Origin of the sequence: Devosia sp. ZB163, assembly GCF_028613635.1 — a bacterium.
GTDB lineage: Bacteria > Pseudomonadota > Alphaproteobacteria > Rhizobiales > Devosiaceae > Devosia_A.
Genome location: NZ_JAQRMY010000001.1, coordinates 968705 through 981040 on the forward strand (window position 1 = coordinate 968705; position 12336 = coordinate 981040).

General features: G+C 66.0%; 11 protein-coding genes. 5 read left to right on the forward strand and 6 right to left on the reverse strand.

The window, feature by feature from the left end:
* Positions 1 to 10 precede the first annotated feature (10 nt).
* The 4 genes from PRN20_RS05005 (at position 11) to PRN20_RS05020 (ending at position 4356) form a co-directional block, all read left to right on the forward strand.
* On the forward strand, positions 11 to 1300 hold the full coding sequence (locus PRN20_RS05005; RefSeq protein WP_273955968.1) for an ABC transporter substrate-binding protein: 1290 nt from the start codon (positions 11 to 13) through the stop codon (positions 1298 to 1300).
* Between the two features lie 181 nt (positions 1301 to 1481).
* Positions 1482 to 2375, forward strand: a complete 894-nt coding sequence (locus PRN20_RS05010; protein WP_273955971.1) for a carbohydrate ABC transporter permease — start codon at positions 1482 to 1484, stop codon at positions 2373 to 2375.
* Positions 2376 to 2377: 2 nt separating this feature from the next.
* On the forward strand, positions 2378 to 3286 hold the full coding sequence (locus PRN20_RS05015) for a carbohydrate ABC transporter permease (protein ID WP_273955972.1): 909 nt from the start codon (positions 2378 to 2380) through the stop codon (positions 3284 to 3286).
* A gap of 11 nt (positions 3287 to 3297) precedes the next feature.
* Positions 3298 to 4356, forward strand: coding sequence for an ABC transporter ATP-binding protein (locus PRN20_RS05020; RefSeq protein WP_273955973.1), 1059 nt, complete (start codon positions 3298 to 3300; stop codon positions 4354 to 4356).
* Positions 4357 to 4431: 75 nt separating this feature from the next.
* Here PRN20_RS05020 and hyi read toward each other — a convergent pair whose 3' ends face one another.
* Positions 4432 to 5226, reverse strand: coding sequence for a hydroxypyruvate isomerase (gene hyi / locus PRN20_RS05025; RefSeq protein WP_273955974.1), 795 nt, complete (start codon positions 5224 to 5226; stop codon positions 4432 to 4434).
* 275 nt (positions 5227 to 5501) lie between these two features.
* Between hyi and PRN20_RS05030 the strand changes: the two genes are divergently transcribed.
* Positions 5502 to 6884, forward strand: coding sequence for an FAD-binding oxidoreductase (locus PRN20_RS05030; RefSeq protein WP_273955975.1), 1383 nt, complete (start codon positions 5502 to 5504; stop codon positions 6882 to 6884).
* 147 nt (positions 6885 to 7031) lie between these two features.
* On the opposite strand, the gene PRN20_RS05035 is transcribed toward PRN20_RS05030, so the two are convergent.
* The 5 genes from PRN20_RS05035 to PRN20_RS05055 all read right to left on the reverse strand — a co-directional run bounded on the left by PRN20_RS05035 (position 7032) and on the right by PRN20_RS05055 (position 12234).
* Complete coding sequence (locus tag PRN20_RS05035; RefSeq protein WP_273955976.1) at positions 7032 to 7673, reverse strand: cysteine hydrolase family protein; 642 nt, start codon at positions 7671 to 7673, stop codon at positions 7032 to 7034.
* 59 nt (positions 7674 to 7732) lie between these two features.
* A complete protein-coding gene (locus PRN20_RS05040) occupies positions 7733 to 9202 on the reverse strand; it encodes a M81 family metallopeptidase (protein ID WP_273955977.1) in 1470 nt (489 codons plus the stop codon).
* Positions 9203 to 9221: 19 nt separating this feature from the next.
* Entirely contained in the window at positions 9222 to 10052 is an 831-nt protein-coding gene (locus PRN20_RS05045; protein WP_273955978.1) for a carbohydrate ABC transporter permease, read from the reverse strand.
* The gene (locus tag PRN20_RS05050; RefSeq protein WP_273955979.1) at positions 10049 to 10924 is read right to left on the reverse strand and encodes a carbohydrate ABC transporter permease; all 876 of its coding nucleotides are present in this window, start codon (positions 10922 to 10924) and stop codon (positions 10049 to 10051) included. Before PRN20_RS05050 ends, PRN20_RS05045 begins: the two co-directional genes overlap by 4 nt.
* Before the next feature lie 68 nt (positions 10925 to 10992).
* Positions 10993 to 12234, reverse strand: coding sequence for an ABC transporter substrate-binding protein (locus PRN20_RS05055; protein ID WP_273955980.1), 1242 nt, complete (start codon positions 12232 to 12234; stop codon positions 10993 to 10995).
* Positions 12235 to 12336: the final 102 nt, after the last annotated feature.

A 12336-nucleotide genomic window follows, 5' to 3' on the forward strand; every position in this document is an offset into this window, starting at 1 on the left:
GGAGGAGACCATGACTACACTGAACCGTAGGACGTTCCTCGCCGGGACGGCGGGACTGGCTCTCGCATCCGCGACCGGCGGCGCCTTCGCACAGGACAAGGCCCGCGTCCGCCACTTCTGGTGGGGCAACCCCGAGCGCGACAAGCGCACCTTCGCCGTCATCGACATCTTCAACGGCAAGCACCCCGAGATCGCCGCCGAGGGCGAGACGCTGGGCTTTGCCGATTACTTCACCAAGCTCACCACCCAGATCGCCGGCCGCAGCATGCCCGACGTCATCCAGCAGGGCTACGGCGTGCTCTTCGAGTACATCGCCAACGGCGCCGTGGTGCCGCTCGACGACTATGTCGGCAAGACCCTCGACATCTCGAAGATGGACCAGAGCGCCATCGCCGCCGGCACCGTGAACGGCAAGTTCTACGCCCTCTCGATCGGCGCCAACTCGCACGTCGCCATGTACAACAGGCGCCTCTACGAAGCGGCCGGCATCAAGGTCGGCGAGAACTTCGACCCCTTCGCCTGGACCTATGACGACGTCGCCCGCATCGGCAGGGCCGTCAAGGACGCGACCGGCATCGCCGGCACCGACGACAACACCGCCGACTACCAGAACTTCTCCGATTTCGTCGGCCAGAAGGGCGTCCAGATGTTCTCGCCCGAGGGCGAGTACCAGGTGACCCAGGAGATCGTCGAGGAATACTGGGCAACCTGGAAGACCATCCGCGATGCCGGTGCCACCCCGCCGGCGCAGGAGACCGCCGGGCTCGCAGGCGTCGCCGACCTCGCCCAGACCGGCCTCGTCACCGGCAAGTCCGCCACCTCCTATGCCTGGTCCAACCAGCTCGTCGGCACCCAGGCGCTGATGCAGGACCCGATCGGGGCGGCCATGTATCCCAACACCCCGGCCATGGTGCCCGGCTCGATCATCCAGCCCAGCCAGTTCGTCTGCCTCACCCGCGATTCCGCGTCCCCCGAGGCGGCCACTACCTACATGAGCGCCTTCGTCAACGATCTCGACATGACCAGGGTGCTCGGCCTCGAACGCGGTATCCCGTCCAACGCCGACGTGCGCACCGCGCTCGATCCGCAGCTCAGCGACATCGAGCGCGTCTCGGTCGAGTTCTTCGCCGGCATCCAGGGCAGGACCGCCGTGCTTGCACCTCCGCCGCCCGCCGGCGCCAACGAGATCGAGCAGACCTTCGAACGCCTCGCTGTCGAAGTGCTGATTGGCGGCCGCTCGCCCACCGAGGTGGCGGCCGACTTCCTCAACCAGGCCAAGGGAATCCTTATGCGGGCGTAGCGCATCGAAAGGCGGACACGGTCACCGTGTTCGCCACATCGTCCCCTCTCCCTGTGCGGGAGAGGGCCAGGGTGAGGGGGCCTTGCACCAGGCTCCCTGCTGGAGGAAGGCCTCCTCACCCGTCGCTGCGCGCCGACCTCTTCCCCCAAGGGAGAGGTGACGTAACAGAGGGGCAGGGAGCATGCACAAGTTCATCCGCAGGAACATCGCGGGCTATGCGTTCCTCCTGCCCTGGCTCGTCGGCTTCCTGCTCCTCGCCATCGGACCGATCCTCGCCTCGCTCTACCTGAGCTTCACCAAGTACAACGTCATCAACCCGCCGCGCTGGATCGGGCTCGACAACTACGTCTTCATGTTCACCATGGACGACCGCTTCAGGAAGGCGCTGTCGGTCACCTTCACCTTCGTTGCCATCAGCGTGCCGGCCAAGCTCTGCTTCGCCCTCGCCGTGGCCATGGTGCTCGACAAGGGCATCCGCGCCATCGGCCTCTACCGCGCGCTGTTCTACCTGCCCTCGATCCTCGGCGGCTCGATCGCCGTCGCCATCCTCTGGCGTCAGCTCTTCAACTATGACGGCGTCATCAACGCGCTGCTGCGCACCGTCGGCATCGAGGGGCCGTACTGGCTGGCCGACCCCAACTATTCGCTGTGGACCCTGGTCGTGCTCGCCGTCTGGCAGTTCGGCTCGCCCATGCTGATCTTCCTCGCCGGCCTCCGCGCCATCCCGCAGGATCTCTACGAAGCAGCGGAGATCGATGCCGCCGGCCCGGTCAGGACGTTCTTCGCCATCACCGTGCCGCTGCTCGCCCCGGTGATCTTCTTCAACCTGGTCCTCCAGATGATCGAGGCCTTCAAGAGCTTCTCGGGCGCCTTCATCATCTCGGGCGGCACCGGCGCCCCGCTCGACTCGCTGCTCTTCTACACGGTGTACCTCTTCAACGAGGCCTTCTCGTTCCTGAGGATGGGCTACGCCTCCGCCCTCGCCTGGGTGCTGCTGATCATCATCGCCGCCTTCACCGCCATCGCCTTCTGGACCTCGAAATACTGGGTCCACTACGAGAGCCAGAGGGGCTGACCATGGCCGATGCCACGCTCGCCGCCGCCCCGCTTTCGAACACGCGTGAGATCGCCCGCGCCATCTGGGCGGAGAAGGCAAAGCGCGCCCGCCGCGCCGCGCTGCTCAAGCACCTGTTCCTGATCGGCTGTTCGCTGATCATGATCTACCCGCTGCTCTGGATGGTCGCGAGTTCGCTCAAGCCCAACAACCAGATCTTCGGCGATCTGTCGCTGTGGCCGTCCGAGTTCCGCTGGGACAACTACACCTCGGGCTGGAACGGCATGTCGGTCAGCTTCTCGACCTTCTTTGCCAACTCGCTCTTCGTCACCGTCCTCTCGGTGATCGGCAACGTGCTGAGCTGCTCGTTCGCGGCCTATGCCTTCGCCCGCCTCGAGTTCACCGGCAAGAACATCTGGTTCGCGCTGATGATGATGACGCTGATGATCCCCTATCACGTCGTCCTCATCCCCCAGTACCTGACATTCCTCAACCTGGGCTGGGTCGACACCTACCTGCCGCTGATCGTCCCGCAGTTCCTTGCGGGCGACGCGTTCTTCATCTTCCTCATGGTGCAGTTCTTCCGCCAGCTGCCGCGCGAGCTCGACGAGGCGGCGATGATCGACGGTTGCTCCGCCTTCAAGATCTACTGGGCCATCATCATGCCGCTCTCGATCCCGGCGATCGCGACGGCTGCCATCTTCTCGTTCATCTGGACCTGGGACGATTTCCTCGGGCCGCTCGTCTATCTCAACGACGTCAAGGACTACACCGTGCCGCTGGCCCTGCGCATGTTCAACAGCCAGGACAGCGTCACCCAGTACGGGCAGATGTTCGCCATGAGCGTCCTCTCGATCCTGCCCATCTTCGTCTTCTTCATCATCTTCCAGCGCCTCATCATCCGCGGCATCGCGATGAGCGGGCTCAAGTAGAAAGTCGGACCATGGCGGGCGTGACGCTCAGCGAAGTGCGCAAGGCCTATGGCGGCCTCGAGGTCATCCACGGGGTCGACCTCGAGGTGACACCGGGCGAGTTCCTCGTGCTCGTCGGCCCCTCGGGCTGCGGCAAGTCCACCCTGCTGCGCATGATCGCCGGGCTCGAGGAGATCACCGACGGCACGATCGCCATCGGCGACCGCATCGTCAACGACGTGCCCGCCAGCCAGCGCATCCTCTCGATGGTGTTCCAGTCCTACGCGCTCTACCCGCACATGAGCGTCAGGAAGAACCTCGCCTTCGGCCTCACCAACCTCAGGATGCCGCGCCCCGAGATCGAGCGCCGCGTCGCCGAGGCTGCCCGCATCCTGCAGATCGGCGAACTGATGGAGCGCAAGCCCAGGCAACTGAGCGGCGGCCAGAAGCAGCGCGTCGCCATCGGCCGCGCGATCGTGCGCGAGCCGCAGCTCTTTCTCTTCGACGAACCGCTCTCCAACCTCGATGCCGAGCTCCGCGTCCAGATGCGCGTCGAGCTCGCCAACCTCTACAACCGGCTGGGAACGACGATGATCTACGTCACCCACGACCAGGTCGAAGCCATGACCATGGCGACCCGTATCGCAGTGCTGTCCAAGGGCAATGTCGAGCAGGTCGGCACGCCCTACGAGCTCTACAACTTCCCGCGCAACCGCTTCGTCGCCACCTTCATCGGCTCGCCGAAGATGAACATGATCGACGCCGTCGCCACTTCCGGCACGGCCGCGTTCGATGATCTCGGCGCGCTCCCGATCGCCGCCGCGGATGGGCCGGTCAGCATCGGCGTCCGCCCCGAGCAGGTCGCCATCGGCGGCGAGGGTGAACTCACGGCCGAAGGCACCGTCTCGCTGGTCGAATACCTGGGCAGCGAGATTTTCGTCCATGTCCGTCTCGCCTCGGGCCGCACGCTCCTCGCCAAGGCCGACGGCAAGGCCCCGCACAAGCTGGGCGACCGGCTACCCGTCGCCATAAGGCGCGAAAACCTCCACCTCTTCGACGCCGCCGGCCTCGCCCTGCCGCGCGCCGCCTAGACCCCACCACAACTGCCTCGGCAACGCCCTCATGGCCGGGACAAGCCCGGTGATGAGGGGGCGATCAGGGGACGGTCAGGCTGCCGGCACCGCTTGCAGGTACGGCTTCATCCACCCGAGCCCCTCGCTCGTGCCACCAAGCGGTCGGTACTCGCAGCCGATCCAGCCGTCATAGCCGAGCCGGTCGAGCTCGCTCAGCACGAACGCATAGTTGATCTCGCCGGTCCCCGGCTCGTGCCGGCCGGGCGTATCGGCGATCTGGATGTGGCCGATCTGCTCGCGCAACCGCTCGTAGGTCGGCACCAGGTCCCCGCGCATCACCTGCGCATGGTAGATGTCGTACTGGATCTTGAACGCCCCCGGTCCCGCCGCCGCGAGCAGCCGCTCCGCATGGTCGGTGGTCGATACGAAAAAGCCCGGCATGTCGCGCAGGTTGATCGGTTCGACGAGCAGCTGCACGCCGGCCTCGCGAAACCGCGGCGCCGCATATTGAAGGTTCGCCACCAGCGTCGCTTCCAGCACCTCGGACGCAACACCGGCCGGCACAATCCCGGCAAGGCAGTTCACCTTCGGGCATCCCAGCACGCGCGCATAGTCGAGCGCCACCTCCACCCCGGCGCGGAATTCCTCGATCCGGTCCGGATGGCACGCAATGCCGCGCTCGCCCGCGCCCCAGTTTCCCGCCGGCATGTTGAACAGCGCCTGCTCGAGCCCGTTCGTCTTCAGCAGCCCGGCGATCTCGCCAGCCGGCGCGACATAGGGCGACACATACTCGACCGCCTTGAAGCCATCGCGGGCCGCCGCCGCGAAGCGCTCGAAGAACGGCAACTCGGGATAGAGGAACGAGAGGTTCGCAGAGAATTTCAGCATGTGCATTCGTACCCGTCGTGCCGATTACCCGACACCTGCATGTCGACGGTTCTGGCCCTGTGCTTCCGACTGCCGACAACCCAAGCGACCGGCCGCGCATACAGATCACCTCCCGCTGTGGAACGCCATCGTGGCAGCCGTGATACCTCGCCCAAATCGGTCGCCGGCTCCGCGCTGCTCATCCTGATCGGGGCCTGACCGCGCCGTTCACAGCGGGTTCACTTGCCCGCGCATATTTGCCCGCCCCACAACGAGCCATCAGCGAGTTTATGGGAATGGACAAACGCTTTCCGCTTGAAGATCAGATCGACATGCTGGCCTCGGCCCTGCGCGGCCGGGTGATCGCACCGGGCAATGCCGATTACGACACCGTGCGCCTGACGGCGGCGGGCAACTTCGACGGCCGTCGCCCGGCCGCCGTCATCCGCGTCGCCACCGCCGCCGATGTCGCCGCCGTGCTCAACTTCGCCCAGGCCACCGACCTCGAAGTCGCCGTACGCAGCGGCGGCCACAGCATCGGCGGCCACAGCGCCAGCAATGGCGGCCTCGTCATCGATCTTCGCGACCTCGACAGCCTCGAGATCGATGCCAAGGCTGCCACCGCCTGGTGCGGAGCCGGCCTCACCGCCGGTGAGGTCACCGAGGCCGTGCAGCAGCACGGCATGATCATCGGCTTCGGCGACGCCGCCACCGTCGGCATCGGCGGCCTCACCCTGGGCGGCGGCGTTGGCTTCCTCGCCCGCAAGCATGGCCTCACCATCGACCATCTGCTTGCCGCCGAGATCGTCACCGCCAATGGCGACATCCTCGTCGTCGATGCCGATCACCACGCCGACCTGTTCTGGGCCATCCGCGGCGGCGGCGGCAATTTCGGCGTCGTCACCCGCCTCAAGTACCGCATCCATCCGCTGCCGTCCTTCATCGGCGGCCCGCTGATCCTGCCCGCCACCGCCGAGGTGCTGGCGGGGTTCGTGGCCGCCGCCGAGGCAGCGCCCGACGAGCTCACCGTCATCGCCAACGTCATGCCGGCCCCGCCGCTGCCCTTCCTGCCGCCTGCCCTCCACGGCCAGACCATCCTGATGGGCATGATGGCCTATGCCGGCGGAGCCGAAGCCGCAGAGCGCGCCCTCGCGCCGTTCCGCGCCCTCGCCACCCCGCTGGCCGACCTCGTCGGCCCGGCGCCGCTCTCGAGCATGTACATCCCCGAGGACCCGACCCTGCGCCTGTCGGTCACCTGCCGCAGCCTCTTCACGGCGGGTATCGACACCGCGCAGGCGAGCGAAATACTCGCCCATCTCGACAGGACCGACGCCCCCATGAAGGTCGCCCAGGTCCGCGTGCTCGGCGGCGCCACGGCGCGCGTTCCCGCCGAGGCCACCGCCTATGCCCACCGCAAGAGCCGCGTCCTCGTGGGCTATCTCGCCATGTATCCCGATCCGGCCGAGACGCTGGCGCAGGACTACTGGGCCGAGCAGGGCATCACTGCCCTCCGCAATGGCGAGGACAGCGTCTACGTGAACTTCCTCGGCACCGAAGGCCACGATCGCATCCGCGCCGCCTACCCGGACATGACCTGGAACCGCCTGCGCGCCGTCAAGCGCCAGTACGATCCGGAAAACCTGTTCCGCCTCAACCAGAACATCCCGCCCGCGGCCTGAATCTGGCTCCCCTCCCCCTTGAGGGGAGGGGCTGGGGGTGGGGGTGGCGAGGCGAGTCCGGGTGCCGACTTCACCCCCCACCCTCGTTCCCTCCCCTCAAGTGGGTGGGAGGCGCCAATCGCGAGGCCGGCGGCACGCCCGCCGGCGCTACAGCATCCCGTCGAGCTTGGCCTCGATCAGCTGGGCCACCGTCACCGCCTCGACCTGCATGCCGAAGCGACCGTTGTAGACCTCGAGCGCGGCGTCATGCGTCTGGTCCGCCGACGAGCACACCGCGTCCGTCGCGATGATGACGCGATAGCCGAGATCGATAGCGCCGATCACCGCTGCCAGCACGCACACTTCCGTCTCCGCCCCCGAAATGATCACCGTGTCGACCCCGAGGCCGCGCAGCGTCGCGTGCAGCGTGCCGTCCGCCCACGGGCTGTAGACCCGCTTGTCCAGCACGCGGGCCGGCGGCACGAAGCCGTCGAGCTCCGGCATCAGGTTCACCAGTTCCGGCGGCAGCCGATCGAGCGTCATCCCGGGCCAGCGCTGGTAATAGCGCTGCCACGTGCCATGCGCGTCCGCTGCCGAAAGTGCGGGCACGAACCGGGTGAACACCGTCCGCTCCGGCGCAAGCTCCACCAGCCGCACCACCTGCGGCAACACCATCGGCATCCACTGCGTCTGCCAGTCCGTCGCCTCCGCGAACATGCGCTGCATGTCGATGCAGAGGTGCACCCAGGTTTCACCCAGGGGGCCGAAGGCGATGCCCTGCTTGTCGACGGGACCGGATGGCGCTGACATGGAAAGCCCTGGGAGTTGACGCTACCTCGCGTCAATGGCCAGGGCCCGTTCCGGTTCCGTCAGGCCTTCGCGAACACATCCACGCGGGGCCACACCGGCCGGGTGAGCTTGCGGTAGTTGGTGACCCGGGGATCGTCGGGGTAGGGGCCCGAGACGCGGGCATAGAGCACCTCGCGCGCGACCGGCTTGAACCCGGCATAGAAGTGGTTGGTCGATTTCACCAGCAGCAGCTCCTTGTCGGAGTGCGCGATGCCGAGGTTGGTGAAGATGTCCGGCTCGAATGTCTGCGTGCGGTTGGTGTTGAGGATGATGTCGATCTCCGTGCCGACGATCCGCACCACGGCGGCGACCCCGAGCGGCACCTGGCTCTTGCCGAACGATTGCCAGCCGGCCTCGGTCGTCCGCAGCACCTCGACCCGCGCGTCGATCGGGTCGCCCGAGACGTTCCCGGCCTTGCCGCCGAACCTCAGGTCGATCACCGCGCCTTCGCCGGCCGCAAGGCAGAACGCGGCAGCCTGCGGATCCCAGATCGTCGCGACGCCCACCTTCTTGAAGCCGGCCGCGATGATCGCGCGCAGCGCCACCGTGTTGTCGCCCGCGACGCCACCACCGGGATTGTCCCAGATGTCGGCGACGACGAACGGCTTGTCGCCCGCTCCGGCGTCACGGATGTAGCGCAGCGTCTCGTCGACTTCCTTCATCGGCATCGCCGTCTTGCCGCGCACCGCCTGCATCTCGCGGCCCAGCGCCTCGGCCAGCGCCGCGCCCTTCTCGGGCGCGCCGTCGCTCACCACCATCATGCGCGAGCCCATCTCGGGCACGTCGCCGGCCATGAAGCCGTGGATGAACGAGACTGAGAGGATCCCGTCCTTGCCCTGCAGCCCCGTCATCTTGTCGACGAACGAGCGCGTCGGCTCCTGGCTCGTCGGATAGACGCCGATCATCTGGCAGTCGAAGGTCGAGATCACCGGCCGGATTTCGCCGCGCACCGCGCGCAGCGCAAGGTCGACCACATGCTGGCCGCGCTCGTAGAAATCGGTGTGCGGAAACTCGAGGAAACTGGCGAGGATGTTGGACGCCGCGACGCGCTTGGGCGTCAGGTGGCTGTGCGGATCGAGTTCGGCCGCGATGATCACATCCGGCCCCACGATCTCGCGCACCCGCGTCAGGAGGTCCCCCTCCGGGTCGTCATAGCCGTTGGCGACCATCGCGCCATGCAGCCCCAGCACCACCCCGTCCACCGGCATCGCCTGCTTGAGCTGACCGAGGATCTCGTCGCGCAGCGCCTCGAAGACGTCCTTGCGGATCAGCCCGCCCGGCTCGGCCCAGGTCGAGGTGCCCTCGATCACCGTGAAGCCTTCCGCCTTGCCCCGCTCACGCAGGATCACCACCGGCGACGAGCAGAGCGTCGGCGTCGGCGGATGCTCGCCGGGACCGGCATAGAACGTGCCCTTGAACGAGGCCATGTCCGTCGGCACGGGGGAGAACGTGTTGGTCTCGGTGGCGAGCGAGGCAGTGAAGATACGCATGGGAACCCGTTGGGTTGGTTTACTTGACGGCGCCGAGAGCCAGCCCGCGCACGAGGTAGCGCTGCAGCCAGGCGAAGATCACGGCGACGGGAATGGTGGCGACGAACGCGGCCGCCATCACATGGTGCCACTCGACCGTGTAGCGTCCCGCGACCAGCGAGAACACCTGGATCGGCAGCGTGTAGCTCGCCTGGTTGCGCAGCATGGTGAGCGCGATGACGAACTCGTTCCACGCATTGATGAACGAGAAGATGGCGGTCACCGTCATCGCCGGCAGCGCCAGCGGCAGGAACACCTTGCGCAGCGCCTGCCAGGGCGTCGCGCCTTCCATCCAGGCCGCTTCCTCGAGGTCCTTGGGGATGGTCGAGAAATAGCTCTGCAGCATCCACACCGAGAAGGCGATGTTGAAGGTGGCGTAGACGAAGACCACCGCATTGAGGTTGTCGAGCAGCTTCAGCGCCACCAGCAGGCGGAACAGGCCAATCACCAGCACTATCGGCGACAGCATCTGGCTCACCAGCAGGAACTGCTGCACGAACCCCTTGCCGGCGAAGCGGAAGCGGCTCAGCGCATAGGCGGCCGGGATCGAGACGAACACCGAAATGAGCGTCGAGAGCACCGCGACATAGACCGAGTTCCACAGCGCCGCGCCGAAGTTGGTCGCGTTCCACATGGTGATGAAGTTCTGCCATTGCGGCGTGCTCGGCCACCATGTCGGCTTCAGCACTTCGGTCGCCGGCTTGATGGCGGTGATGAACATCACCGCGAACGGGAACAGTACCGCCACGATGAGCGGCGACAGCACTACCCAGGAGAGGATCGAGCGCTTCAGTTTGCGGCTGATTTTCATGCCCGTTCTCCCCGCATGGCCAGTCGCACATAGATGATGGTGAACACCAGCAGCAGCGCGAACATCATCAGCGACAGGGCCGAGGCCTCGCCCAGCTTTCCGAACGAGAAGCCGAGCTTGTACAGATAGGTGACGAGGATGTCGGTGGAGTTCGCCGGGCCGCCCTGCGTCGTCGCCCAGATGATGGGGAAGGAGTTGAACACGCTGATCGTGTTCATCACCACCGCGATGTTGATGAAGGGCCTGAGCAGCGGCAGCGTGATCGAAAAGAAGATCTGCCAGCCGCTCGCGCCCTCGAGCTTGGCCGCCTCGTAGAGATCGTCCGGAATGGACGAGAGGCCGCCGAGGAAGATCGTCGTCGTGAATGGAATGGAGACCAGGATGCCGATGGTGATCTGCACCGGGAAGGCCGTCGCGGCTTGCGCCAGCCACTGGATGTTCTGGTCGATGAGCCCAAGTCCCTTGAGCGCGGAGTTGAGCATGCCGCTCTCCCCGCTCAGCGCCCAGCGCCAGACGATGGCCGTCATGGTCAGCGATACGGCCCAGGGCAGCATCACGATGATGCGCGCCAGCCCGCGACCGTAGAAGTCCTCGTTGAGGATCAGCGCGACCGGAATGGAGACGAGGATCGTGCCGGCGACGATGCCGACGGTCCAGATCACGGTGCGCCAGCCCGCTGCGAGAAACTGCGGGTCCGAGACGACCGCCGCGAAGTTCTCGAGCCCGGCGAAGCCCTTGAGCTGGCCGAAGCGGTTGACGTTGCTGAGCGAGATTTCGCCGATCTGGAACAGCGGCCACAGGATGATGAAGGCGGCCAGCAGGAACGCGGGAGCGATCAGCACATACGGGTTGGTGAAGATCGATCGGTTCATGCGGGGGGAGACCTCTGTTGAGCCGGAAAGGAGCGGCCGGGCTCCGAGGAGCCCGGCCATGGCTTGTCTTACTTGTTGGCGGCGATGATGCCGTCGATCTCAGCGGCAGCGGCGTCGAGCGTCGCCTTGATCTCACCTTCGCCCAGGTAGATCTTCTGCAGTGCGTTGGACGTCACGGCAGCGATCTCTTCCCAGCCGGCGATGACGGGCGCGAAGCGGGCGTCCGGCAGCAGCGCCGCGAACTCCTTGAGGTCCGCGTTGTCAGCGAACATCGGCATCTTGGCTTCCTCGGCATTGACCGGCAGGAAGCCTTCGTTGGCGTCGAACTCGGCGCGCTTGTCGGTGGTGAAGATGAAGTCGAGGAACTTCCAGGCGGTGTCCTTGTTCTGGCTGTTCTCGAACATGATGATCGAGTCCGTCACGCCATAGGTGCCGCGGTCGCCGTTGGCGCCGGCCGGAATGGCGGCCACGCCGTACTTCAGGTCAGGAGCTTCTTCCTTGATCTGGTTGGACAGGAACGGGGCGGTGATCATCATGCCGACGCGACCCTGCTTGAACAGGTTCTGCACGTCCTCGCGGTTGAGCGAGGTCACGCCCGGCTCGGTGAGGCCGGAGTCGATCAGGTCCTTGTAGATCTCGGCCGCCTTGTAGGCCGCCTCGCTGTCGAGACCCGAGGTGCCGTCGGCATCGATCAGGTTCCCGCCCTGCGACCAGAACGCATAGTAGAAATAGACGTCGGTCTCGATTTCCTTGCCCTGCAGACCATAGCCGTAGACGTCGCCGCCCAGGGCCTTGATCTTCTCGGCCGCGGCCTTGAGCTCGTCCCAGTTCGCGGGCGGCGCGCCGACGCCGGCTTTCTCGAACAGGTCCTTGTTGTAGTACATGGCGCGGGCCGAAGCCGCGATCGGCAGGCCGTAGGTCTTGCCGTCCATCACCGAGGGGCTGAGGAAGGTGTCGATGAAGCGACCCTTGAACTCATCGGTGATGTAGCCGTCGAGCGGGGCGGCAATGCCCTGCGAGACGTAGTCGATCAGCCAGCGGGTACCGATGATGGCGAGATCCGCATTGGCGCCGCCCGAGATGTCGGTCGTCAGCTTCTGCTGCAGCACGTCCCACGGCACGACTTCGATCTGGATGTCGGTGCCGGGGTTGGCGGCTTCGAACTCGGCGGCGGCCTTCTCGAAATACGCCCCGGTCTTGGAGCTGTACTCGGCGACGGTGACACGCACCGTCTGGGCATAAGCAGCGCTGGCCAGCGCGATGGCGGCGACGCTACCAGCGGCCGCAACTTTCAACCAGTGCAAGGACATGATGTTTCCCTTCCTCTACTCAGGCTTCGAAGGGGCGGAGCAGACGTGCTTCCCCCTTTCGCCTGTGTGATAGATTTTTTCATATCCGCGACTTTTTCAAGC

What these genes read in the sequence shown, in the direction of transcription:
- PRN20_RS05005 (WP_273955968.1), top strand. Translation starts at nt 11, where the DNA reads ATGACTACACTGAACCGTAGGACGTTCCTCGCCGGGACGGCGGGACTG.
- PRN20_RS05010 (WP_273955971.1), top strand. Translation starts at nt 1,482, where the DNA reads ATGCACAAGTTCATCCGCAGGAACATCGCGGGCTATGCGTTCCTCCTG.
- PRN20_RS05015 (WP_273955972.1), top strand. Translation starts at nt 2,378, where the DNA reads ATGGCCGATGCCACGCTCGCCGCCGCCCCGCTTTCGAACACGCGTGAG.
- PRN20_RS05020 (WP_273955973.1), top strand. Translation starts at nt 3,298, where the DNA reads ATGGCGGGCGTGACGCTCAGCGAAGTGCGCAAGGCCTATGGCGGCCTC.
- hyi (WP_273955974.1), bottom strand. Translation starts at nt 5,226, where the DNA reads ATGCTGAAATTCTCTGCGAACCTCTCGTTCCTCTATCCCGAGTTGCCG.
- PRN20_RS05030 (WP_273955975.1), top strand. Translation starts at nt 5,502, where the DNA reads ATGGACAAACGCTTTCCGCTTGAAGATCAGATCGACATGCTGGCCTCG.
- PRN20_RS05035 (WP_273955976.1), bottom strand. Translation starts at nt 7,673, where the DNA reads ATGTCAGCGCCATCCGGTCCCGTCGACAAGCAGGGCATCGCCTTCGGC.
- PRN20_RS05040 (WP_273955977.1), bottom strand. Translation starts at nt 9,202, where the DNA reads ATGCGTATCTTCACTGCCTCGCTCGCCACCGAGACCAACACGTTCTCC.
- PRN20_RS05045 (WP_273955978.1), bottom strand. Translation starts at nt 10,052, where the DNA reads ATGAAAATCAGCCGCAAACTGAAGCGCTCGATCCTCTCCTGGGTAGTG.
- PRN20_RS05050 (WP_273955979.1), bottom strand. Translation starts at nt 10,924, where the DNA reads ATGAACCGATCGATCTTCACCAACCCGTATGTGCTGATCGCTCCCGCG.
- PRN20_RS05055 (WP_273955980.1), bottom strand. Translation starts at nt 12,234, where the DNA reads ATGTCCTTGCACTGGTTGAAAGTTGCGGCCGCTGGTAGCGTCGCCGCC.